Raw genomic sequence first — 24029 nt, 5'->3', positions numbered from 1 at the left:
TATACGTTACAAGTCCTCACCCGATAAAAAATCGGGTTGCGGGCTTTGCACTACTATCCGGCTTAGGTACTTTAAGCACTGCTAAAAAAATCGGGTCTCAATTCTAAAAATCAATACCCCGTAAATAAAAATATTTTACTCGCTTTAAAAATTAACTTGTGCTTGCAATCTTAATAATTGCCCAGCTTGGCGGTTATTTTTCAAAGAAAAATCTTCAAATCTTCTATTAGAAATGGTGTACATAGCTACTAACTCAAAGCTTTTAACAGGTTGCCATTCTAAGCCAATTTCTAATTCTTTAACGGTATAACTTCTGGCATCTCTCTCATGTTTTTTACCGCCATCATAATACTGGTATTTCACAAAAGGATAATAAAACTGACTTTTATGTTTAATCATATAATTTAATAAAACATAACCACCTGATAATTTTTGTACTTCAATAGAATCTGTGAGCTTATTAAATTCGGGGCCTCTGCCAATATTATACTCTGCCTCAACACCAAATGGTTTTGGATAAACTATTAAAGATGCGGCAACTCTTTGGTCGGTATAATTTAAATCAGACACTGTTTTAACACCCGGAGAAAGTTGATCTTTAGCCACCACAAATTTACCCGTATAGGCTTGGATACCGGGCTCAATAATTTGATTTTTAATTTGAAAAGGATAAGATAATCTACTTACAATATGTAGTTTATTATTTAATTCGGGTTTATTGGCGGTTTGCCCGTTAAATACACCAAAAGCAAAAACGCCATAATCTCCGCTTCCTTTTAATCCAATCTTAACTAACTCAGAAAAAAGAGCTCTGGTTGCTTTTGGCTCCCAATAAAAGAAAGCGCCTAAATCACGTTCATTTGCAACGGCACTATTCAAAGCGTCGTTCCTATCTAAAGTCAATCTGTTCTGACTAGATTGCATATTTTCAAAACCATAAGGGATTTTACTTTGCCCTAATCTTATCCTAAATTCATTATCATCATCAAAACCAATATCAAAATAAGCATCCCTTAATTGCCCAAAATTTAAGCTTGTAGTGCTTGCCGAACTTGCAAAATCTGGCTGTATATAAAAATAAACTCGTTTACTTATTTGCCCAAAAAACACTAAACGTACCCTTCTTAAAAATAAACCACCATTCTCGCCCCAAGATCTATCACATTGCTCACATTTTAGCTTATCATTGGTTTCTAACAATCTATTATATCTAAACTGAGCGTATCCTCTCAAAGAAAGATTATCATACCAATTACTTTTTTTAGTGGTTGAATCAGCCTTTTGAAGAGTTATTTGGCCTTTTACCGAAAAAAAGCTCATCAAAACTACAAGGAGTGTAATTATTGTTTTAGAAAAAAAATTCATTTTTTTTATTTTTACAACATCAATAAATATGCTTATTGAAAACACATATTATTTGCGCTGCAAAAGTATAATTTACATTCTAATAATGTTATGATAATGTTAAGAAAATATTAAATACTTAACTGATTTAAATCATTATTTACATTAAATTAATATGCTATATAAAAACAGGTCTTGTGCTGATTTGACAAAAACCAAAAATTGCATTGGGTATAGATGTAAAATCATGATATTTGTTTAAAATATTGAGATATTACTCCATGACTAATAATGACATTCTACGCCGTATTCGCTACACATTTGATTTAAGTGATGCTCAAATGATAGAAACATTTGGCTTAGCTGACGCCGAAGTAACCAGAGCACAAATTAGTGATTGGCTAAAAAAAGATGATGACCCAGAGTATAAGCCTCTTTATGATCATGATTTAGCAATTTTCTTAAGTGGCTTTATTAATCTAAAACGAGGTAAAAAAGAAGGCGATCAACCTAAACCAGAAAAAAAATTAAACAACAATATTGTTTTCAGAAAATTAAAAATTGCCTTAAATCTTAAAGATGAGGATATTGTTGAAATACTAGATTTGGTGAATTTTCGGATGAGTAAGCATGAGTTGAGTGCTTTTTTCCGTAATCCTACTCAAAACCAATATCGCCCATGCAAAGATCAAATTCTTAGAAATTTTATTCACGGCATGCAAATAAAATTTCGTGAAAAAGCAGAATGATCCTTTCATTTGAATAGATGTAATCTCAAATTTAAAATAACCTGAAATGAAGAAAATATTCTTTTTACTATTCTTAAATATCATCATGGTCTCGGCTTTTAGTCAGGAGAAACCTGCTTACCAAATTTACAATGCTCAAGGCGAAAAAGTAAGTTATGGTAAAATGCTTAAAGCTTTAACTGATAAAGAAGTTATCTTATTTGGAGAATTACATAACAACGCAATTTCACATTGGCTACAGTATGAGGTCACATCAGCGCTAAGCGCCCAAAAGAAATTAATTTTAGGTGCCGAGATGTTTGAAGCAGATAACCAAAACCAGCTAAATGATTATTTAAAAGGCACTATTGATGCAAAAGCACTAAAATCTACAGCTAGATTATGGCCAAACTACGCAACAGATTACGCCCCTTTGGTTGATTTAGCTAAAGAAAAGCAATTGTCTTTTGTGGCTACTAATATTCCCAGAAAATATGCAAACTTGGTTTATAAAAATGGTTTTGGAGTTTTAGATTCTCTACCAGAGCAAGAAAAAGTATGGATAGCGCCACTCCCAATTACTTTTGACGCTGAATTACCCACCTATAAAAACATTTTAAAAATGATGGGAGAACATGGAAGTGATTTATTGGTAAAAGCTCAGGCTGTTAAAGACGCTACTATGGCGCATTTCATATTAAAAAACTACCAAAAAGACCATGTATTTATTCATTATAACGGTGCTTATCACTCCGACCGTTACGAAGGAATTTTATGGTATTTAAAACGAGAAAACAGTAAACTTAAATACGGTACCATTTCTACGGTATCTCAAGAAAACATCAACCAATTATCAAAAGAAAATTTAAATCTTGCTGATTTTATTATTTGTGTAGACAGCAACATGACCAATACTTATTGATTTGGATCAATGGAGATTTTAATAACTAATTAAGAGATATTTAACTTAACCTTATTAGATTAAAAGCTAGGATTGTTGTGCAGAGGAGGAATTTAAATGGAAGAATTGCTTGGTATATAAGTAAAGCTAAGACTGGCTTTGTTGTTATAAACCAGCCCTAGCTTTTCTAAATTTATTTACTCTCGAATTTGAACATGCTGGCCAATTTCTCGTCAGAATTAAAAGAAACTTTTAAATCTTTAATAATTCCGGTTTCTAAGCTGTATGCCCAACCATGAATACTCAATTCCTGACCTTGATTCCAAGCGTTTTGGATAGTACTGGTTTTACAAAGGTTATAAACGTTTTCTATTACGTTGTATTCTACAAGTTTATTGCCTTTTTCTGCCTGATCTTCCATCATATCTAACTCAAAAGCGTAGGTTCTATACACATCTTTAATGTGACGTAGCCAATTATCAATTAAGCCGTATTGTTTATTGCTCATTGCTGCTAAAACACCTCCACAACCGTAATGGCCGCAAACAATTACATGTTTTACCTTAAGTACAGCAACTGCATAATCTAAAACACTTAACATGTTCATATCCGTATGGATCACCATATTGGCGATATTACGATGTACAAAAATATCGCCTGGGTTGGTACCCGTAATTTGATTTGCTGGTACGCGGCTATCTGCACAACCAATCCATAATATAGGTGGGCTTTGCCCTTTTGCCAATTTCTTAAAGTATTCTGGGTCTTCTTTTAAAGTATCCGCAACCCATTCTTTATTCCATTGTAAAAGGTTATCATAAGTCAATTCCTCTATATTATGCCCTATAGATATGTGCTTCTTTTCTTTACTTTCTTCTTTTTTATTTTCCACGTTTTTATTTTCTTTAATTGGTTTATCACTAAGACAACTCTTTTGGATCTAATGCCATATCGCTCAATTTAGGAACTACGTATGAGGACTTCACATTTATTAATTCTACTTTTATATTTTTTGTGAACGCATTATGTTCATAATCATGAATGGTATCTAACACATCTTTATCAATAAAAAGAGAGTTTGAACCATCTATAATCACCGTTTTGTTTGGCGGCATGTGGGTTAAAACATATTGTATTGCACCTTTATTCAAAAATGATACTTCTTGGGCTAACTTCAATCTAATAATGTCTGTACCTTCTGATCTATCAATGGTATAAAAATAAGGGTTTCTAAAATTGGTTCGTAACAAAAAGAAAATTGCTACAGCCAATCCTACTCCTACTCCTATGAGTAAATCTGTAAATACTACGGCTAAAATAGTTACTGCAAATGGAATAAACTGATCTTTACCGTCTTTCCACATTTGTGTAAATAAAGAAAATTTAGCCAATTTATATCCTACTAACAGTAAAATTGCAGCTAAACATGATAATGGTATTTTGTTGATTAAAACGGGTATCAGTAATACCGCCAACATTAAAAACACACCATGTAAAATAGCCGAAACTTTGGTTCTTCCGCCTGAGTTTACGTTGGCCGAAGATCTTACAATTACAGCTGTCATAGGTAAAGCGCCTACCAAACCTGCAATTGTATTTCCAATTCCTTGAGCTACCAATTCGCGGTTAGTTGGTGATGATCTTTTAATCGGATCAATTTTATCAACCGCTTCTAAACTTAAAAGTGTTTCTAAAGAGGCTACAACAGCAATGGTAATGGCTACTGTCCAAAGTTTAGGATTGCTGAGTGCCGTTACATCAGGAAAAATAAATAAATTTTTAAAATCAGCAAAATTAGTTACCACTGGTATTTGTACTAATTGATCTGGAGCAAGTGCTAAAGAAGTTCCGTTAAATACAATTGCCAAAATAATTCCTAAAGCCACAACAATTAAAGGGGCAGGAATAATTTCTAACTTTTTAACTTTTGGCCATAAAATAAGAACCGCTATAGATAATAAACTAATAATAATTGCACCCCCATTAAATTTATTAAAAGCAGAAATAATTGCCGAAAAAGTATTTTCTTGATCTGGCTGTGCAAAATTTTGATCTCCTTCATAATCTGCATCATAACCAACCGCGTGTGGTAATTGCTTAAGAATTAATATAATACCAATAGCTGCTAGCATACCAATAATTACACTATTAGGAAAATAATCACCAATGGTACCAGCTTTTAAAATGCCTAATAAAATTTGAATTAGCCCTGCAACAACTATCGCCATTAAAAAAATATCATAGCTACCTAAATCTGTAATTGCGTTTAAAACAATTACAGTTAAACCTGCCGCAGGTCCGCTAACGCTTAACTGAGATCCACTAATACTAGACACTACAATACCACCAATTATTCCGCTTAAAATTCCGGCAAATAACGGCGCTCCTGATGCTAATGCAATACCTAAACATAAAGGCAAAGCCACTAAAAAAACTACAATACTTGCAGGTATATCTTTCTTAAGATTTTTCCCAAGAAAATATTTACTCATGCCTTTAGCAGAGTAGGATGATTGATCAGACATAAAATTTGATAAAGTTAAAAACCTTGATTAGTTATTTTTGATAAACTAAATGTGGTTTGGTGGTGGAGTAAGAACTCTTGGGAAGTATGTTTTAATGTATTTCTTTGAAACAAAATGATAATCTATATCATCAATTTTTAAAACCGTATTGACTGAGAAATTCTGGTTATTTATAAAATCAATACCTTTTTTTAAAAAATTGTTTACGTTTTTAGTATCGGCATTGTTTTCTTTGGCCTCGATTTCTAGCTCTAACTGCATTATAGCAGCGTTTACAACTTTTTGATCAAGATCAAAAAATACTGGTGCAGTAGAAATGAACATTTTGGCAATAAAAATTGCAATGAACAAGTTAGTGTACAAAAGTATTTTAAATTTCCTATTCATATAACAAAGTGTAATGTAAACACTTTAGTTTTTGGTTTTCACAAAACTAAAAAAATATGTGTTAACAAAATACAATCTAATGTAATTAATTAGATATGATATTGTTTTGATTTTCATATTTATGATTAGTAGCTTCATCATAATTTTTATACTTTCACAAAATTGCCAATAAAATTAAAGTGGATAAAAAACTAACATTACTAAACACAAAAAGAGAAGAAGCTTTTCTTGGTGGAGGAAAAACCAGAATAGATCAACAACATAAAAAAGGTAAACTTACTGCAAGAGAGCGCTTGCATTTTTTACTTGATGAGGGTTCTTTTGAAGAAATTGGAATGTTTGTTTCGCATCGATCTACTGATTTTGGAATGCAATATGAGAAATATCCTGGAGATGGGGTGATTACAGGTTATGGAACCGTTAATGGCCGACTAGTCTATGTTTTCTCTCAAGATTTTACTGTTTTTGGAGGATCTTTATCAGAAACTCATGCCGAAAAAATTTGTAAAATTATGGATATGGCGCTTAAAAATGGCGCTCCATTAATAGGGTTAAATGATTCTGGAGGAGCCCGTATTCAAGAAGGAGTGGTTTCTTTAGGTGGCTACGCCGATATTTTTTACAAAAACACCATGGCTTCTGGCGTAATTCCGCAGTTATCTGCAATTATGGGGCCTTGTGCAGGTGGGGCAGTTTATTCGCCGGCAATTACCGATTTTATTTTAATGGTAGAGCAAACTTCTTATATGTTTGTTACCGGGCCAAACGTGGTAAAAACCGTAACCCATGAAGAAGTAACTTCAGAAGAATTAGGTGGAGCAGCAACCCATGCCACAAAATCTGGAGTGACTCATTTTGCTTGTGCAAATGAAATTGAGGCCATTCAACATCTTAAAAAATTACTGAGCTACGTTCCTCAAAATTGTGAGGAACAAGCCCCAGCAGAACCTTATGAAATTGGCGATGAAAAAAGGCTAAAACTCAATGAGATGATGCCCGAAAACGCTAATCAACCCTATGATGTAAGAGAAATTATTACCGAAGTAATTGATAGCGAATCATTTTTAGAAGTTCATAAAGATTTTGCAGAAAATATTGTAGTAGGTTTTGCCAGGTTAGCAGGCAGAAGTATTGGTATTGTAGCCAATCAGCCAGCATTTTTAGCCGGAGTTTTAGATATTCATGCTTCTACAAAAGCGGCCAGATTTGTCCGTTTTTGCGATGCTTTTAATATCCCAATATTGGTGTTTGAAGATGTACCAGGTTTTTTACCCGGCACAGACCAAGAATGGAATGCCATTATTACCAATGGCGCCAAACTGTTATATGCTTTTTGCGAGGCCACCGTTCCTAGAATTACAGTAATTACCCGTAAAGCCTACGGCGGAGCTTATGATGTGATGAATTCTAAACACATTGGTGCGGATATGAATTACGCTTGGCCAACTGCCGAAATTGCGGTAATGGGAGCTAAAGGTGCGGCAGAAATAATCTTCAAAAAAGAAATCTCTACTGCCGAAAACCCCGAAGAAAAATGGCTGGAGAAAGAAAAAGAATACTCTGATATTTTCGCCAATCCTTACCGAGCAGCTGAAAGAGGCTTTATTGATGAGGTAATTGAGCCCGCAGAAACCAGAGTAAAACTGATTAAAGCATTTAAAATGTTAGAGAATAAAGTGGTGAATAACCCAAGAAAGAAACACGGAAATATTCCTTTGTAAAACATAAAAACCAAACCTTATGATTAACAAAAACCTTTTAATTACAACTTACCTATTAAGCTTAATTGTTTTAATTACAGCTGTTTTGTTTAAAATTCTTCATATGCCTTTTGGCGAGGATTTTATTATAATAGCTTTACTGATTACCATTTTTTTTAGTGTATTGAGTCTTTATGAAATTTGGACTTCGAAAAGGATAGATCAATCAGAAAAAATAATGTGGACCGTTTCCTTTATAGTTTTCAACTCTTTTGCAGCACTTATTTATATATTAAGTGCTAGAAAAAGGATTCTTCGAGATTTTAAACTTAATATCTAATTATCTTGCATCCTATAGAACAAATTACCCAAGAACTCACCTGGAAAATCAGGCAAAAGGAGTTAAATCCCGAATTGCCATTAGCCGCAATTAAACTCCCAGAAGATGATTTAGGAATGCATTTAGGTTTGTTTCACAATAATAAACTGATTACGGTAGTTTCTTTATTTGAATATGGCGAGGTTTTACAATTTAGAAAATTTGCGACCGATAGTGAATACCAAAAAATGGGCTTTGGTAAACAAATGATAGAATATATTTTAGCTTACGCAGAAGAGCATCATTTTACTAAAGTTTGGTGTAATGCCAGAACTTCGGCTTCAGGGTTTTATGAGAAGTTTGGCTTTACAGAAACCGAAGATAGATTTTCTAAAAACGGAATAGATTATGTGATTATGGAAAAAGAAATTAGCACCTAATTTTTTTGGAGCCTATTGATTTAAACATTGCAAGGAGGAAACTTAAATAGTATGAAGAACCTGCGTAAAATAAGCTTGATTGCAGCGTTTACCGGCCATAGAGCCTAATGCCAGAAGCCGTATGAGCGAAAAGCAAGACGGGTGATAAATAGTGTGATGCAGCACCCTTTCCATAAAAATATTTACATTCTAATAACCAAAAGGAGTGTTTCATTTTACAAACTCATTAGATAAAAAACCTTAGGGTTTTAATTGGTTTTTTATATTTGTAACTATATCAAAAAGAAATAAAATGGCGAAGAAGAAAGAGGATCAAAAAGAAAAAAAACATATTACTGTTGTCAATAAAAAATCATTAGCATTTTTCGAAAAATATATCAATAACCCTTCTCCAACTGGTTTTGAGTGGGAAGGCCAAAAGTTATGGTTAGATTATATTAAGCCTTTTACTGACGAGTATTTTGTAGATAACTACGGAACAGCGGTTGCGGTTATTAATCCAAAAGCAAAATACAAGGTAGTCATTGAGGCTCATGCCGATGAAATTTCTTGGTTTGTAAATTATATTACTAGCGATGGTTTAATTTATGTGATAAGAAACGGTGGATCAGATCATCAGATTGCGCCTTCAAAAAGAGTAAATATCCATACTGATAAAGGAATTGTAAAAGCTGTTTTTGGCTGGCCGGCAATTCACACCCGTTCTGGTGGCGAAAAAGAAGAAGCACCACAATTAAAAAATATTTTTTTAGACTGCGGTTGCACCACTAAAGAAGAAGTTGAAAAATTAGGTGTTCATGTAGGTTGTGTAATTACCTATGAAGATGAATTTATGGTTTTAAACGATCGTTATTACGTGGGTAGAGCTTTGGATAACAGAGCTGGCGGTTTTATGATTGCCGAGGTGGCTCGTTTACTACATGAGAACAAGAAAAAACTAGATTTTGGTTTATACATTGTGAATTCTGTACAAGAAGAAATTGGTTTACGTGGTGCCGAAATGATTGCGCATAGAATTAAACCAGATTTAGCCCTAATTACTGATGTTACCCATGATACTTCTACGCCTATGATTAGTAAAATTACGCAAGGAGATTTAGCATGTGGTAAAGGCCCGGTAATGTCTTACGCTCCGGCGGTTCACAATACTTTTAATAAATTATTGATTAAAACTGCCGAAGACAATCATATTCCTTTTCAAAGACAAGCTTCTTCTCGTTCTACCGGTACAGATACTGATGCTTTTGCTTATTCAAATGAAGGTGTGGTTTCTGCGTTAATTTCTTTGCCTTTAAGATATATGCATACCACGGTAGAAATGATTCATAAAGAAGATGTTGACAATGTTATTAGTTTGATTTACCACTCTTTATTGGCCATCAAAAAAGACCACGATTTTAAGTACATCAAATAAAAATGAATTTAAACTTTTTATTTAAGTCTAAATTTATTAGCCCGATACTGTTTGGTATTGGGCTAATAAATTTAATATCCGCCCAAGCTCAGGAAAATTCTGGTTACAAAAAACCACCGCAAGAAATGATTGATATGGTTGAAAATGCCATCAGCAGATCTGTCATTATTAGCGGAAAAGGGAGTTATATGGCGATTTTAGAAGAGCCCGGCTATCCATCTATCAAAGAAATTTCACAACCTGTATTAAAATTAGCTGGTTTAAGAATTAATCCCAAAAATATGGGGAACAGTCGTTCTTCTTATTACAGTGGTTTTAAAATCAAGAATCTAAAAAATAAAGACGAATTTGAGTTTCAGAATTTGCCTAAAGAAGCAAAAATTAAAGATGTAAGCTTTTCTCCGGATGAAAATTTAGTGGCTTTTAGTGTAAGTACTGATACCGAAATTCAATTATGGACTGGCGATATCAACAGTAAAACTGCTAAAAGATTATCTGAAAATGCTTTAAATGATATATATGGTAAATTGTATGAATGGGCGCCAGATAGTAAATCTATTTTAGCTAAATGTTTGGCCAATCAACAAGAAGTTCCGTTAAGATCAATAGTTCCAAACGGACCAAACGTTCAGGAAAATTTAGGTAAAGCTACCCCATCCAGGACTTATCAAGATTTACTTAAAAATAATGATGATGAGCTACTTTTTGACTATTACTTAACTGTTCAAATGAAAATGATATTTTTAGATGGACAAGCTGTAGATTTTAACCGCCCAAACATTTATAAAAGTTTTGATTTTTCGCCAGATGGTACTTTGGTAATGACAGCCAGCATTCATAAGCCTTACTCCTATTTAGTTCCTATCGGATTTTTTCCTTATAAAGTAGACATTAAAGATCGTTACGGGAAAGAGATTCAAGATTTAGCTGATGTACCTTTGGCAGACAATCTCCCAACTGGGTTTGATGCGGTAATTACCGGACCAAGAGAATTTGGTTGGCGTTCTGATAAACCTCAAACCTATTTTTGGGTAGAGGCACAAGACGGTGGAGACCCTGCTAAAAAAGTAACTTTTAGAGATCTTATTTTTACTAAAGAAGTAGGTGCAAATGGCATCAGAAGAAAGTTAGCCGATTGTTATTTAAGATTTAATTCCATCAATTGGGGTGATGATCAAATTGCAATTGTTACAGAAAGATGGTGGAAAACCAGAGCCGAGCGAAGGGTGTTTATAAAACCTATTCAACCTTTATACCGTGTAAATTTATGGGACAGGTATTCTGAAGATACTTACAACGACCCTGGCCAATTTGTTGCCGTAAAAAACGAATACAATAAAGACGTTTTATTGTTGGCATACAACTCTGTTAGAAGAATTGCAGATGCTAATAACATGCATATTTTCTCTATTTCTGAAGGCGCATCAGCCAAAGGAAACAGGCCTTTTTTGTTAAAATTTAATGTTAAAACAAAATTAACCGATACCTTATTTCGCTCAAAAGCTCCATTTTATGAAAAACCTATTTTCTTTAATAATAGGAATGAGTTGATTATTAGCCGAGAATCTGAAATAGACCCACCAAATTATTTTGCTGTAGAGTTGCCAAACAATAAAAATTCGCAACTCACTTATTTTAAAAACCCTTATCCACAGCTATTTGGAGTGGTTAAGCAGCAAATTAACTACCCAAGGGCAGATAAATTAAACTTATCAGCTACTTTATACCTTCCTAAAAATTATACCACCGCACAAGGAAAATTGCCGGTTTTAATGTGGGCCTATCCAAAGGAGTTTAAAACCGCTGCAGCTGCGGGGCAAGTAAAAGGTTCTCCTTTTCAATTCACTAAAATTTCTTGGGCTTCGCCTGTATATTGGGTAACGCAGGGTTACGCCGTAATGGATAATGTGGATATGCCCATTGTTGGCGAAAGTAATGAACAACCTAATGATTCTTTTATTGAACAGCTGAAAGAAAATGCAGAAGCTGCCATAAATAAAATTACCAGAATGGGCATTGCAGATCCAAAACGAATTGCTGTAGGTGGCCATTCTTATGGTGCTTTTATGACCGCAAATTTACTAGCACATACCAATCTTTTTGCAGCCGGAATTGCAAGAAGTGGCGCATACAACAGAACCTTAACGCCTTTTGGCTTTCAAGCCGAAGAAAGAACTTATTGGGAAGCACCGGGTGTGTACAATAAAATGTCTCCATTTTCTTATGCCAATAAAGTAAAAACACCTTTATTATTGATACATGGCGAAGCCGATGATAATTCGGGTACTTTTCCTATTCAAACCGAACGCTTTTACAGTGCTCTTAAAGGCTTTGGCGCCACTACTCGTTTAGTAAATTTACCATCAGAAGCGCATAGCTACAGAGCAAAAGAATCTATTTTACACATGCTTTGGGAAATGAATAATTGGCTGGATACCTACGTAAAAAATAAGGTTAAAATAGCTGTTCCTTAGAGTGAACAGAATTTATTAAATTAGGAGCATGTTAAAAGATCAGAACTTATTTGTTGAAAAGATTAAAACGTCTTATAACCCAACAGGTTTATCTATTTATTTAGGTGCCGGAATTCTTGATCAACACATCGTAGCTGAAGCCGAAGTTAACCTTTCGCTCAAAATGATGAACAGACATGGCTTAATAGCCGGAGCAACAGGAACAGGTAAAACGAGAACGCTTCAATTAATAGCAGAGCAACTTTCTGACGCCGGAGTACCGGTTTTTATGCTTGATGTAAAAGGAGATTTATCAGGATTAAATCAACCTGGTATTTCAAATCCAAAATTAGAAGAAAGAGGATTAGCGCTAAAAAAACCTTTTACACCTGCAGGTTTCCCTGTAGAATTGTATTCATTATCTGGTAAAACAGGTGCCACCATGCGAGCCACTGTTTCAGAATTTGGCCCCATTTTATTAGGTAAAATACTTGATTTAAATGATACCCAAACAGGTGTACTTGCTGCTATTTTTAAATATGCCGATGATCACAAAATGGCTTTGGTAGATCTTAAGGATCTTAAAAAGCTATTAAGCTATTTATCTGAAGGTGCTGGTGCTGATGAAATTAAAGAAAATTACGGAAAAATATCTACAGCTACTTCGGGTACCATATTAAGAAAAATTGTATCGATAGAGCAACAAGGATTAGGCGCTATTTTTGGAGAATGTTCTTTTGACACTGCTGATCTTTTCCAAAAAGTGGATGGAAAAGGATTAATTAGCTTACTCAATATTTCTGATGTACAAGATCAGCCTTCATTATATTCCACATTTTTATTGAGTTTGTTAGCCGAAATATTTAGTACACTTCCTGAAGCTGGCGACTTAGATAAACCCAAATTAGTATTCTTTTTTGATGAAGCTCATTTGCTTTTTAATAATTCATCAAAAGCATTTTTAGAACAAATTGAGCAAGTCATTAGGTTAATCAGATCAAAAGGCGTTGGCGTTTTCTTTTGTACCCAAGCGGCATCAGATATTCCAGAAAGTATTTTAGGACAATTAGGAAATAGAATTCAACATGCATTAAGAGCTTTTACACCAAATGATGTAGAAGCATTAAGAAAAACAGTAAAAACTTTCCCTAGGTCTGATTTTTATGAAATTGATACCGTTTTAACCAGTTTAGGTACAGGGCAGGCTTTAATTACCGTATTAAACGAAAAAGGGATACCAACAGAAGTAGTGGCAACACATTTAACTCCTCCAAGGGCAATTATGGGCCCAATGAGTAATGAAGATTGTACTTCGCTCATGGAAAGCTCTGATCTTTACAAAAAGTATAAGGAAAGTTTAGATCCTGAAAGCGCTTATGAAATGCTAGCGGCTAAGATTAACCAAAAAATGAAGGATGATGAAGAGGAGAAAGCCGTAGTTCAAGAAAATTCTACATCAAAAAATAAACCTCAAGAAAAAAGCATGTTAGAGCAAGCCATGAATGCACCTATTACCAGGCAAATTGGCAGAGAAATTGTAAGAGGCATTTTTGGAATGATTACTGGTAAAAAGCCAAGAAGTGGCGGACTTTTTGGTTTCTAAAAAGCCATCAACACATAAAATTTAATTAAAAAAACTATTTAAATACATGAAAAAACCTACATTACTTATTCTTGCAGCAGGGATGGCAAGCCGTTACGGAAGCATGAAACAAATTGATGGATTTGGCCCAAACGGCGAAACTATTATAGATTATTCTATTCACGATGCCATTAAAGCAGGATTCGGGAAAATCAGCTTCATCATAAGAGAAGAATTTTTAGAAAGCTTTAAAGGTATTTTTGAACCTAAATTAGCAGGCAAAGTAGAAACAGATTATATTTTCCAAACCTTCGACCTAAAAAAATACGGTATTGATAAAGATATTGAAAGAGCCAAACCTTGGGGAACTGGTCATGCCATTTTAGAATCGAAAAACCAAATTCATGAGCCTTTTTGTGTAATTAATGCCGATGACTATTATGGTTACGAAGCTTTTAAAAACATGGTTGATTTTTTAACAACCGAAGCTGATGCAAATAAATACAGCATTGTAGGTTACAAAATTGGAAACACGCTATCAGAAAACGGTTCGGTTTCTAGAGGCGTTTGCCAAACAGACGCTGAAGGAAATATGAGCATGATTAACGAACGCACAAAAGTTTACTCCAAAGACGGCGGAATTGTTTATGAAGAAGATGAGCAAGAATTTCCATTAGATGCATCAACTCCGGTTTCTATGAATTTTTGGGGCTTTACACCTGATGTTTTCAAAATTACCGAAGATCTTTTTGTTGACTTTGTTGAAAAAAACGAGAATAATCCTAAATCAGAATTTTTTATTCCGCTTATCGCTGATCATTTAATCAAAAACAACATCGCTACTTTTAAAGTCATCCCTACAGATGCAAAATGGTTTGGTGTTACCTACAAAGAAGACAAAGAAATTGTACAAGAAAATATAAATAAACTAGTCTCAGATGGAGTATATCCATCTAAACTTTGGTAACTGTACTGTTTAAAGTTCGCTTTTTTAAAAGGCTTAGGTAAATATCTAAGCCTTTTTTTATGCCTTTAAAACACATTTAAGCATCATTCTCATTAAAAAAAACCAAGTTATAGATTTCATGGCAAGGTTTTGACATAGCATGTATCGTTAATAAACAATAATAAGATTCAAACATGATCACAAAAACAAACTTAAAAAGAAGCATACTATTTACAGGTGTTTTAGCTATAGCTTCTATTGCTAATGCTCAAGAAACAACATCTTCTAGCCCATTGCCTTTTTCAAAAGCTTCGGCTTATCGCACTTGGTCTTTTGGTGTAACTGGTGGCGCTATGTCTCCAGCAGTAGTTATTGGAGGTAAAAGTGATTTCACCAACTGGAAAGCCGATGCAGGTTACGGTGGATACATCAAAAAACAACTATGGCACAACTTTGGTTTACAGGGAGATTTCTTTAGAGGAACTTTAAAAGCAGATAATTCTGAATTAATGGGTAACGGGATGCCAATAATCAGTCCTTACAAATCTTACGAGACCGAAATAAAATGGGGTGCTACTTTAAGTGGTGTTTTCAATTTCGGGAATTTCACTATTCTTAACCGCCAAAGTTTTATGTCTCCTTATGTAACTGCTGGTGCAGGTTTAATGGGTTACCAACCAACAGCTGTTAACAACGCAAACCAAAATGTAGAATTAAAAAATGGAGAAAACATCCACGAATTAGTTGTACCAATTGGTGTGGGTACAAAATTTCTAATTGCTAAAGGCGTAAATTTAGACTTAGGTTACAAAATGAATTTTGTTGATGGTGATAATTTAGATGGTTACCAAAGAGATCCACAAAATGATCGTTTTTCTTACGGATATGCAGGTTTAGAATTTGCATTGGGTAACAAAGCAAAACCACAATTAGCGTTTACAAATCCAGCCGCAGCTTTAGAAGCAGGTTATAATGCTAAATATGATGATTTAAAAGCTCAAATTGACGCATCTAAAAATGATGATGAAGTAAATGCTTTAAAAGATAAAGTGGCTAAGTTAATGGCTGATGCTGATGGTGATGGTGTTTCTGATTATTATGACAAATGTGCCAATACTCCAAAAGGTACTGCAGTTGATGGTTCTGGTTGTCCACTTCCAAAAATGGAAATTGTTAAACCAGTTACTTATGTAATTACAGAAGAAGATAAGAAAATTGTAACTGAAGCCATCAAAAATTTAGAATTTGATTTAGCTAAAGCAACCATCAGATCTACTTCTTTTTCAACTTTAGACCGTGTGGCTAGCCTAATTATCTCTAAAAACCTAAGCTTAAAATTAGCTGGCCATACAGATAGCCAAGGAAGTGATGCTTACAACTTAAAATTATCTAAAGACAGAGCTGAGTCTGTTAAAGCTTACTTAGTAAGTAAAGGTGTTAATTCTTCAAGAATTGAGGCTACAGGTTACGGAGAAGCTCAACCTATTGATACTAATGCTACTGAAGCTGGAAGACAAAACAATAGAAGAGTAGAATTTACTATCTATAACTAATTAAGATATAAAAGCAATCATAAAAAGCTGGTGATCTATAAAGATCATCAGCTTTTTTGGTTTAAAAAATCAGCTCTTATTGGGTTAAAAACATCTATTAAAACACCGGCTTCTAAAGCAAAGGCTCCATGCCAAAGGTTAGGTTCTACAAAAAAGCCATCTCCAGGTTTTAATACTTTCTTCTCTCCTTCTATAGTAATTTCAAACAAACCACTTTCTACATAAGTAGACTGCGTATGAATATGTTGATGAATGCTTCCAACAGCACCTTTTTCAAACTTCACTTTCACCATCATCATTTGATCATTAAACCCAAATATCTGACGGGTAATGCCTTCTGTAGCATATTCCCATGCTATTTCTTCTTCTATTTGGAATGGGTTGGTTTGTATCATGTGTGCTATTGTTAATTTAATAGATGAGCGTAAAATTAGTAATAAGAATAGACGGTTATAAAATAAATTAAATTAGTGCGAAAGAATTTATGTTGCCTACTGATTATAATTACAGCGCCATTCATTTCTCCTCTTTGAGGGATAAAACAAGCCCAAAACTTTAGGCATTGCTCAAATGATTACAATTTTAAATGCGTAAAATACTCAACTGCATAACAAGTAAGAATTCTGATAAGACACTAATTTTAAAATAATGAATCAAAATTTTGAAATACAAATTATAATGTTTTACTTTGAATTTCAAAGTTCTTTTAAAAATGGAAGAAAAAGATATTTATACCGAGCTCAGTTCTATTAGAAATTTGATGGAACGTTCTACCAAGTTCATTTCTTTGAGCGGTTTATCAGGCATTTTGGCTGGTATTTATGCTTTAATTGGGGCATTTATGGCTTATAAATTGGTTTATCAATCTCCTGAATATTTAGGAAATTCATTTACAGTTTCGCACACTACATTGGTACAATTACTTTTAATAGCGTTGGGGGTGCTCATCTTTTCCATTTGTACAGGAATTTGGTTAACCATGCGCCAAGCAGAGAAAAAAGGGAAAAATCCTTGGAATCCTGTTAGTCGTAGGTTAATCCACAACATGGCTATCCCGCTTTTAACCGGAGGAATGTTTATTCTTATCCTTTTATATAAAGGACAATTTGGAATATTAGCCTCAGCTAGCTTAATTTTTTATGGTTTAGCATTGATCTCAGCTAGTCATTATACTTTTTCGGATATTAAATGGCTGGGTATCTGCGAAATTGTTTTAGGATTACTGGCAGTAACATTTCAAGGCTATGGAATTCTTTTTTGGGCGCTAGGCTTTGGGGTTCTCCATATTCTTTATGGTAGTATAATGCACTTTAAATACAAGCAGTGAAAATATTTGACCAATTTGATAAAGCTTTTGAAAACCGATTACGCTTACAAATTATGAGTGTTTTGGTGGCCAATGAGTATTATGATTTTAACGCTCTAAAAGAGCTTTTAGCGGTAACCGATGGTAATTTGGCATCACACCTAAAAGCTTTAGAAAAAGAGGAATATATTATTGTGACTAAAAGTTTCATCGGGCGAAAGCCAAATACACAATATGAAGCATCGCCTTTAGGCCGTCAAGCGTTTAAAAAACACTTGGAAGCTTTAGAAAATTTAATTAAACAACAAAAATAATTTTTTTGACCTTTTACTTTGAAATTCAAAGCACTTTTAATTATTAACAAATAAAAAACAACAATTATGAAATCTCCAAACAAAAGATTAATCGGTATGATGATGGCAATAGCATTTATATTGTGCATCCCTTTAATTGCCATGCAATTCACAAATGAAGTTAACTGGACTTTATCAGACTTTGTGATGATGGGAATATTATTAATTTCTACAGGTCTGTTAGTTGAACTAGTTCTTAGAAAAGTAACCAAAATTCAGCACAGAATAATACTTTGCGCCCTGCTTATTTTTGGATTATTTATTGTTTGGGCCGAACTTGCAGTTGGCATATTTGGAACTCCATTTGCTGGAAACTAAATCCAAACCTCATAAAATCTCTTTTTAGAAATGAAAATTTAATTAAGCAAAAAATATTTTTTTTATCCATCAACTTTGAAATTCAAAGTACTTTAAACTAAAAAATCATGAATGATCAAACAAACATCGAAAAAAACGATTTGGTAAGCTGGTTCTCAGAATCAATTATTATTAAAGTAGGTCTTATTGGCTTATTAACCATTTTATTACTTATTCCGTCTAACTTAATTCAGGATTTAATTAATGAAAGACAAGCTAGGCAGCATGAAATTACTAAAGAAATAACTGATAAATGGTCGAGTAAACAATTAATAGAAGGTCCAATTATGGTGCTTCCGTATAAAAAATTGATAGGGAATAAAGATGCTGCTGGCAAAACGGTTTATAAAGAAATTGTAACTAACATTTACATTTTGCCCGAACTGCTAAACGTTAAAAGCAGTGTAACACCGCAAATATTGCACAGAGGCATTTTTGATGCGGTAGTTTATGACAGTAAAGTGAATGTGAATGGAAAGTTTAGTGAGCTAGAAATAGAAAAATCAGGTGTCGACCCTGAAATGATTTTATGGGATAAAGCTAAAATTGTGATTGGAATAAGTGATTTAAAAGGGATGAAAAATAATCCTGAAATTAAACTGGCCAACCAAACTTACCAAGTGGAGCCTGATTTTACCTCTTTAAAATTATTCACTAACAACCTAATTATTTTACCCGATTTAAGTAAAGGAAAAAGAACTTCTTTAAGTTTTAGCTTCAATTTAGATTTGAGAGGAAGCAATGAAATGAGCTTTTTACATTTAGGCAAAAGCACTCAAGTAAGTATTAATGGCAAATGGAATGACCCCAGTTTTATTGGAAGATATTTACCCGAAGAGCGCACAATTAACGAGAATGGCTTTTCTGCAACTTGGAAAATGCCTTACTTTAACAGACCGTTTCCACAACAATGGGAAGAAGTAAACTCGGTGTTAAAAACCGATGATAAAGCTTCTTTTGGCGTTAAATTTATGCTTCCGGTAGATCAATATCAAAAAACCATGAGAACAGCCAAATACAGCTTTTTAATTATTCTTTTAACTTTCATCTCGTTGCTGTTTACAGAAATGATTCAGAAGAAGAAAGTCCATTTACTACAATATGTATTGATTGGTGCAGCCATGATTATTTATTACACCTTACTTTTATCTTTTAGCGAGCAAGTAGGTTTTAATTATGCTTATTTAATTGCTTCGGTAAGTACTATAGTTTTAATTGGTGTTTTTATTGCTTCTTTACTTAAAAACAAGAAAGCAGCATTCATATTATCGGCTATTTTGAGTGTATTTTATGGCTTTATATTTATTATTATCCAATTGCAAGACCTTGCATTATTGTACGGAAGCATAGGTTTATTCATTATTGTTGCAACCATCATGTTTTTATCTTCAAAAATGGATTGGAGCAAAAAACAATTAGTAAAAGAATAACTGTAGTTGGGTTATTGAAGAGCTAAACCTCCAGTTTTTAATGCCGTATTTATTATATAAAGCAAGATTGGAAACAGTCTTGCTTTTTTATTGGAACTGATAAACAGTTTTATTCTTATCTCCTTGTTTAATTAATAATGCTTTATCTACCGCATCTTTTAAATCTCTACTTGCAGTTGCCGTAGAAATATCTGGAAAAGAGCGCATATAATTTTGTCGTGTGAAAGATTGACTTCCTATTTTATCTTTATAAATGTTCATCCTATCATTTCCAGATAAAGTCACTCTTTGCGATTTTATTAACTCATTTAAAGATTGATCAATAACTTGGAGCATGAAAGTAATGAAAGGAGTAGAATGTCCTGATTTATTTAATGCGTTGTAATATTCGGCTTGTTTATTTTTAATAATGGATTCTATTGGAAGAAAACCAAATACCGGAGAATATTCTTTCAATATTAAAGTTTGCCATAACCTTCCCATTCTTCCATTTCCATCCATAAAGGGATGAATAAACTCAAATTCATAATGAAAAACACAACTCTTAATTAAAAGCAAATCTTCATCATTTTTAAGATAACTGAACAAATCATTCAGTAATGATTGAACTAAATTCCCCGGGGGAGCCAAGTGCGCAACCTCAGATCCTTTAACAATCCCAACTGATTTCGACCTGATTTTTCCTGCATCGGCAATTAGTCCTTTCATTAAAAGCTGATGAGCTTTGCATAATGATGTGAGTTTGTCAAACTCAAAATAATGTAGATTTTCATAAACCTCAATAGCGTTTTTAACTTCCAAAATATCTTTCTCTGGCGCAATTACTCTTTTATTCTCTAATATGGCCGTAATTTGTTCTTCTGATAAAGTATTCCCTTCTATCTCTAAACTAGATTGGATAGTTTTTATACGATTAGATTTCCTTAACTCTGCCGGAGCTTTATACAAATGCCTGGCATTGATTGATCCTATTTTTTCGGCTATGGAAGAAATGAGATGGAGAATTTCTGACGTAATTTGATCAGGAGGCTTCAATTTATGATAGTATCATTTGATAGTATCAAAGATAAAATAATTTTAGTCTATTTCACTTTAGCTAAACTATAAAATTTATACCCTTTTTATAAATCACCTTATTTGAACCATTTTTGCATTTCTATTTCTAATTCTCCCTCAGAAATGGTTTCTTGATTTTCGGATTCTAGATTACCTCTTTCAATTTTATCTAATAGAATTAATTTGTCCATTAACTCATCAATGGTAAATTCTTCTGGGAATTGAGTAAGTGTTTCGGTTAATTTTGCTTTAGTAATCATAGTTTATAATTTTAATCTAATTTAACAATTAACCAATTTCTTAATCAAATATTATCTCTGATTTTAAAAATCTTAAAACAATCCCAACTGCCCTTTATCATCCAACTTAATCTCATCTGGATTAGTGATTTCAAAATCTATTTTCTTTACCTCTTTTGGGGTAGAAACAAATTCCGGTTTTTTCTCCACTTCCTGCTTTTTTGGTTCTTCAACTAACTTTTCAGATTCATCAACCTTTTTTTCTAATTCTTGAGAATCATCAACAGTATTTTCTATTACTGGCTCTTCCTCATTTTCTGATTCATCAACAAGCTCAACTTCTTCCTCCTCTACCTCATCATTTTTTTCGGAAATTAGAGTTACTTTTTGTACATCATGCTGACTCAGTTTATTGCCCTGAGCTTTTAATCCCTTCACTTCAATAGCTTCTGAAAGGTCTATTTCTTGTTCGTCAAATAGTTGAGATTTACCTTTTAGAGCTTCAATTTTTACTACAGGATGATCTGCATTGCTGAGCAAAATCATTTTAGAACCAGGTTCTTCACTAATAAATCCGGTACGTTTGCCAATCGCTAAATCTTCAAACACAAAACGTTTGATATAATAATTTTTAGATTTCCCATCTAAATGGATGCAGGAGAAAACCTTTTCAGGAGCATGTTTTTCTATCCTTATCATTTTATCATCAAAATGATTGGTTAAATCAAAGCTAGAAAGCTCATAACTGCCATCATTAAAAACACATAAAATTTTATCTTCTGCTTGGAATTCGCCTAAATATCGTCCATGTCCGTTTTCATTTAAACGTTTCACGGTTGGGTCATACCAAATTTTTCTTCCTGCCAAAGTAGAAACACCTTTACTTTTAAGGGTAATTTTTTTAATGGCGAATTTAGAAAGGATATTTCCCTGTGAGGCTCTTCCTTTAATAGCAATTTCGGCAAAATCCTGATCGAAAGTGAGTTTCCTCAATTTAGACATCGGCTTTAAAGCCACATTAATTACTTCTGCTTCACCATTAGGATTAGCCGTAAAGTACACTACTTTAGAGCCTTTTGTGCCTTTGGTTAAATCATATTCTTTATCTCGGGTTACGCCCCCAACAGAAAAGCGTTTGATATAGGATGTTCCGGTTTTACCGTCATTGTAAACCATATTATAAATGGTACGTTCATCATTCTTTTTAAAAACACCAACATGTAAAATACCTTTACCTACAAAGGTTTTATCCTGCACTTTGGTTACCAAACATACTCCGTCTTCTCTAAAAACAATTACATCATCCAAATCAGAGCAATCAAAAATGTACTCGTCTTTCTTTAATCCAGTCCCTACAAATCCATCTTCTTTATTGATATAGAATTTAGTATTAGCTAAAGCAACTTGAGAAGCTTCTACCCTATCAAAAGTTCTAATTTCGGTTTTACGCTCTCGGCCTTTACCAAATTTCTCTTTTAAACGCTCAAAATAAGCGATGGCGAAATCTGTTAAGTGCTTTAAATCATGTTTAACATTTTTGATTTCTTTCTCCAAATTGGCCATTTGCTCATCAGCCTTTTTCACATCAAAACGGGTGATGCTACTCATAGGTTTATCAATCAGCTTCTTAAAATCCTCTGCTAAAATCTCGCGATATAAATTGGGTTTAAAAGGCTCAAATAAACGATGAAGCACAAGAGTGACGTCATCAAAATTGGTAGAATTTTCATAATCAGGATGCTTATACATCCCTTCCTGAATAAATATTTTCAATAAAGAGCTAAAGAAAATCCGTTCCTGCAAATCATGCAGTTTAATTTCTAATTCTCGCTTTAATAAGTGTTTGGTATAATGAGTACTTTCTGTTAAAATATCATTAACACTCATAAAATGAGGCTTATCGCCTTTGATGATACAAGTGTTTGGAGATATGGAAACTTCGCAAGAGGTGAAAGCATAAAGTGCATCAATGGTAACATCTGGAGATATGCCGGGTGCTAAATGCACTACAATTTCTACGTCTTTAGCTGTATTATCTTCAATTTTTTTGATTTTGATTTTACCTTTATCATTGGCAGATATGATGCTATCAATTAAACCTATAGTAGTAGTAGAAAAAGGAATTTCGGTAATCACTAAAGTCTTTTTATCCAGTTCAGATATTTTAGCTCGTACTCTGATTTTACCGCCACGTTGCCCTTCATTATAAGCGGAAAAATCTGCCATACCACCAGTTAAAAAATCGGGGATAATATTAGGTGCAATTCCTCTTAATATTCCAATAGAAGCATCAATTAACTCTATAAAATTATGAGGCATTACTTTAGTAGCCAAACCAACCGCTATACCTTCGGCTCCTTGGGCTAATAAAAGCGGGAATTTAACAGGTAAAGTAATGGGTTCTCTATTTCTTCCATCATAAGAAGATTGCCATTCGGTAGTATCGGGATTAAAAACAACTTCTAAAGCAAACTTTGATAAACGAGCTTCGATATAACGAGGTGCAGCAGCTGAATCACCAGTAATAGGATCTCCCCAGTTTCCTTGGGTATCTATCAAAAGGTTTTTTTGCCCAATTTGAACCATGGCATCGCCAATAGAAGCATCACCATGTGGATGATATTTCATGGTATTACCAATTACGTTGGCAGCTTTGTTAAAACGCCCATCATCCATCTCTTTTAAAGAATGAAGAATACGACGCTGCACTGGCTTTAACCCATCATGAATATGCGGAACAGCCCTGTCCAGAATTACATAAGAAGCATAATCTAAAAACCAGTTCTCATATAACCCACTAAGCGGAATCACATTATGTAAAGTATTTTCGTTTTCGTAATTGTTTTCTTCCATTTATATGTTTTTTACCACAGAGAACACGGAGTTCACAGAGGCTTATATGATCTTTTGTTACTTCAGCTTTGTGTTCTTTGCGCCCTTTGTGGTTAATCTTTTTTTACCCCTAAACTTATAACCTTTGCGTTATCAGTAATTTA

At 33.7% G+C, this 24029-nt stretch carries 21 protein-coding genes; 13 read left to right on the top strand and 8 right to left on the bottom strand.

The genetic code is table 11. From position 1 onward, the window contains the following. Window positions 1–144: 144 nt before the first annotated feature. The gene (locus FA046_RS07380) at window positions 145–1365 is read right to left on the bottom strand and encodes a porin (protein ID WP_136825743.1); all 1221 of its coding nucleotides are present in this window, start codon (window positions 1363–1365) and stop codon (window positions 145–147) included. A 260-nt stretch (window positions 1366–1625) separates the two neighbouring features. Here FA046_RS07380 and FA046_RS07375 point away from each other — a divergent pair, with 260 nt between their 5' ends. Then, window positions 1626–2093, top strand: a complete 468-nt coding sequence (locus tag FA046_RS07375; RefSeq protein ID WP_136826075.1) for a YehS family protein — start codon at window positions 1626–1628, stop codon at window positions 2091–2093. A 46-nt stretch (window positions 2094–2139) separates the two neighbouring features. Next, complete coding sequence (locus FA046_RS07370) at window positions 2140–2994, top strand: ChaN family lipoprotein (protein WP_136825742.1); 855 nt, start codon at window positions 2140–2142, stop codon at window positions 2992–2994. A gap of 172 nt (window positions 2995–3166) precedes the next feature. Here the strand turns inward: FA046_RS07370 and can are convergent, their stop codons facing one another. The 3 genes from can to FA046_RS07355 all read right to left on the bottom strand — a co-directional run bounded on the left by can (window position 3167) and on the right by FA046_RS07355 (window position 5885). Continuing rightward, on the bottom strand, window positions 3167–3820 hold the full coding sequence (can, locus tag FA046_RS07365; protein ID WP_205943627.1) for a carbonate dehydratase: 654 nt from the start codon (window positions 3818–3820) through the stop codon (window positions 3167–3169). A 73-nt stretch (window positions 3821–3893) separates the two neighbouring features. Then, window positions 3894–5498 carry a SulP family inorganic anion transporter gene (locus tag FA046_RS07360; RefSeq protein WP_136825741.1) on the bottom strand — a complete coding sequence of 535 codons (1605 nt, stop codon included), beginning with the start codon at window positions 5496–5498 and terminating at the stop codon, window positions 3894–3896. A 45-nt stretch (window positions 5499–5543) separates the two neighbouring features. Next, the gene (locus FA046_RS07355) at window positions 5544–5885 is read right to left on the bottom strand and encodes a hypothetical protein (RefSeq protein ID WP_136825740.1); all 342 of its coding nucleotides are present in this window, start codon (window positions 5883–5885) and stop codon (window positions 5544–5546) included. Window positions 5886–6064: 179 nt separating this feature from the next. On the opposite strand from FA046_RS07355, the gene FA046_RS07350 reads away from it, so the two are divergent. The 7 genes from FA046_RS07350 to FA046_RS07320 all read left to right on the top strand — a co-directional run bounded on the left by FA046_RS07350 (window position 6065) and on the right by FA046_RS07320 (window position 16292). Further along, window positions 6065–7606: an acyl-CoA carboxylase subunit beta gene (locus FA046_RS07350; protein WP_136825739.1), complete on the top strand. Its 1542-nt coding sequence runs from the start codon at window positions 6065–6067 to the stop codon at window positions 7604–7606. Window positions 7607–7930: 324 nt separating this feature from the next. Next, entirely contained in the window at window positions 7931–8344 is a 414-nt protein-coding gene (locus FA046_RS07345; protein WP_136825738.1) for a GNAT family N-acetyltransferase, read from the top strand. Between the two features lie 292 nt (window positions 8345–8636). After that, the gene (locus FA046_RS07340) at window positions 8637–9758 is read left to right on the top strand and encodes a M42 family metallopeptidase (RefSeq protein WP_136825737.1); all 1122 of its coding nucleotides are present in this window, start codon (window positions 8637–8639) and stop codon (window positions 9756–9758) included. 2 nt (window positions 9759–9760) lie between these two features. Beyond that, window positions 9761–12232: a S9 family peptidase gene (locus tag FA046_RS07335; protein ID WP_136825736.1), complete on the top strand. Its 2472-nt coding sequence runs from the start codon at window positions 9761–9763 to the stop codon at window positions 12230–12232. A gap of 28 nt (window positions 12233–12260) precedes the next feature. Continuing rightward, window positions 12261–13814 carry a helicase HerA-like domain-containing protein gene (locus tag FA046_RS07330; RefSeq protein WP_136825735.1) on the top strand — a complete coding sequence of 518 codons (1554 nt, stop codon included), beginning with the start codon at window positions 12261–12263 and terminating at the stop codon, window positions 13812–13814. A gap of 46 nt (window positions 13815–13860) precedes the next feature. Next, complete coding sequence (locus FA046_RS07325) at window positions 13861–14760, top strand: nucleotidyltransferase family protein (RefSeq protein ID WP_136825734.1); 900 nt, start codon at window positions 13861–13863, stop codon at window positions 14758–14760. 173 nt (window positions 14761–14933) lie between these two features. Then, the gene (locus FA046_RS07320) at window positions 14934–16292 is read left to right on the top strand and encodes an OmpA family protein (protein WP_136825733.1); all 1359 of its coding nucleotides are present in this window, start codon (window positions 14934–14936) and stop codon (window positions 16290–16292) included. Window positions 16293–16339: 47 nt separating this feature from the next. Here FA046_RS07320 and FA046_RS07315 read toward each other — a convergent pair whose 3' ends face one another. Further along, the gene (locus FA046_RS07315; RefSeq protein ID WP_136825732.1) at window positions 16340–16687 is read right to left on the bottom strand and encodes a cupin domain-containing protein; all 348 of its coding nucleotides are present in this window, start codon (window positions 16685–16687) and stop codon (window positions 16340–16342) included. A gap of 317 nt (window positions 16688–17004) precedes the next feature. Between FA046_RS07315 and FA046_RS07310 the strand changes: the two genes are divergently transcribed. From FA046_RS07310 to creD, 4 genes are all read left to right on the top strand, one after another. Further along, window positions 17005–17619, top strand: coding sequence for a hypothetical protein (locus FA046_RS07310; protein ID WP_136825731.1), 615 nt, complete (start codon window positions 17005–17007; stop codon window positions 17617–17619). Beyond that, window positions 17616–17912 (top strand): winged helix-turn-helix domain-containing protein, encoded by a 297-nt coding sequence (locus tag FA046_RS07305; protein ID WP_136825730.1) that lies wholly within the window; start codon window positions 17616–17618, stop codon window positions 17910–17912. The genes FA046_RS07310 and FA046_RS07305 overlap by 4 nt, the downstream gene beginning before the upstream one ends. A gap of 66 nt (window positions 17913–17978) precedes the next feature. After that, window positions 17979–18269 carry a hypothetical protein gene (locus FA046_RS07300; protein ID WP_136825729.1) on the top strand — a complete coding sequence of 97 codons (291 nt, stop codon included), beginning with the start codon at window positions 17979–17981 and terminating at the stop codon, window positions 18267–18269. A 107-nt stretch (window positions 18270–18376) separates the two neighbouring features. Next, complete coding sequence (gene creD / locus FA046_RS07295) at window positions 18377–19738, top strand: cell envelope integrity protein CreD (RefSeq protein WP_136825728.1); 1362 nt, start codon at window positions 18377–18379, stop codon at window positions 19736–19738. An 87-nt stretch (window positions 19739–19825) separates the two neighbouring features. On the opposite strand, the gene FA046_RS07290 is transcribed toward creD, so the two are convergent. The 3 genes from FA046_RS07290 to FA046_RS07280 all read right to left on the bottom strand — a co-directional run bounded on the left by FA046_RS07290 (window position 19826) and on the right by FA046_RS07280 (window position 23886). Then, a complete protein-coding gene (locus tag FA046_RS07290; RefSeq protein WP_136825727.1) occupies window positions 19826–20773 on the bottom strand; it encodes a Fic family protein in 948 nt (315 codons plus the stop codon). Between the two features lie 98 nt (window positions 20774–20871). Then, window positions 20872–21054: a hypothetical protein gene (locus FA046_RS07285; RefSeq protein ID WP_136825726.1), complete on the bottom strand. Its 183-nt coding sequence runs from the start codon at window positions 21052–21054 to the stop codon at window positions 20872–20874. A gap of 72 nt (window positions 21055–21126) precedes the next feature. Beyond that, entirely contained in the window at window positions 21127–23886 is a 2760-nt protein-coding gene (locus FA046_RS07280) for a DNA gyrase/topoisomerase IV subunit A (RefSeq protein WP_136825725.1), read from the bottom strand. Between the last annotated feature and the right edge of the window lie 143 nt (window positions 23887–24029).

The sequence above is a fragment of the Pedobacter cryophilus genome, assembly GCF_005116455.1.
In the GTDB taxonomy this organism is placed as follows: domain Bacteria; phylum Bacteroidota; class Bacteroidia; order Sphingobacteriales; family Sphingobacteriaceae; genus Pseudopedobacter; species Pseudopedobacter cryophilum.
Note: the sequence above shows the minus strand (reverse complement) of the source record. Positions and strands in the feature narration are given on the sequence as shown.

Excerpts from the sequence above, each read along its gene's own strand:
- FA046_RS07285 (WP_136825726.1), bottom strand. The coding sequence starts at position 21,054 with ATGATTACTAAAGCAAAATTAACCGAAACACTTACTCAATTCCCAGAA.
- FA046_RS07370 (WP_136825742.1), top strand. The coding sequence starts at position 2,140 with ATGAAGAAAATATTCTTTTTACTATTCTTAAATATCATCATGGTCTCG.
- FA046_RS07325 (WP_136825734.1), top strand. The coding sequence starts at position 13,861 with ATGAAAAAACCTACATTACTTATTCTTGCAGCAGGGATGGCAAGCCGT.
- FA046_RS07330 (WP_136825735.1), top strand. The coding sequence starts at position 12,261 with ATGTTAAAAGATCAGAACTTATTTGTTGAAAAGATTAAAACGTCTTAT.
- FA046_RS07315 (WP_136825732.1), bottom strand. The coding sequence starts at position 16,687 with ATGATACAAACCAACCCATTCCAAATAGAAGAAGAAATAGCATGGGAA.
- FA046_RS07340 (WP_136825737.1), top strand. The coding sequence starts at position 8,637 with ATGGCGAAGAAGAAAGAGGATCAAAAAGAAAAAAAACATATTACTGTT.
- FA046_RS07320 (WP_136825733.1), top strand. The coding sequence starts at position 14,934 with ATGATCACAAAAACAAACTTAAAAAGAAGCATACTATTTACAGGTGTT.
- FA046_RS07310 (WP_136825731.1), top strand. The coding sequence starts at position 17,005 with ATGGAAGAAAAAGATATTTATACCGAGCTCAGTTCTATTAGAAATTTG.
- FA046_RS07375 (WP_136826075.1), top strand. The coding sequence starts at position 1,626 with ATGACTAATAATGACATTCTACGCCGTATTCGCTACACATTTGATTTA.
- FA046_RS07280 (WP_136825725.1), bottom strand. The coding sequence starts at position 23,886 with ATGGAAGAAAACAATTACGAAAACGAAAATACTTTACATAATGTGATT.
- FA046_RS07380 (WP_136825743.1), bottom strand. The coding sequence starts at position 1,365 with ATGAATTTTTTTTCTAAAACAATAATTACACTCCTTGTAGTTTTGATG.
- FA046_RS07300 (WP_136825729.1), top strand. The coding sequence starts at position 17,979 with ATGAAATCTCCAAACAAAAGATTAATCGGTATGATGATGGCAATAGCA.
- creD (WP_136825728.1), top strand. The coding sequence starts at position 18,377 with ATGAATGATCAAACAAACATCGAAAAAAACGATTTGGTAAGCTGGTTC.
- FA046_RS07360 (WP_136825741.1), bottom strand. The coding sequence starts at position 5,498 with ATGTCTGATCAATCATCCTACTCTGCTAAAGGCATGAGTAAATATTTT.
- FA046_RS07355 (WP_136825740.1), bottom strand. The coding sequence starts at position 5,885 with ATGAATAGGAAATTTAAAATACTTTTGTACACTAACTTGTTCATTGCA.
- FA046_RS07335 (WP_136825736.1), top strand. The coding sequence starts at position 9,761 with ATGAATTTAAACTTTTTATTTAAGTCTAAATTTATTAGCCCGATACTG.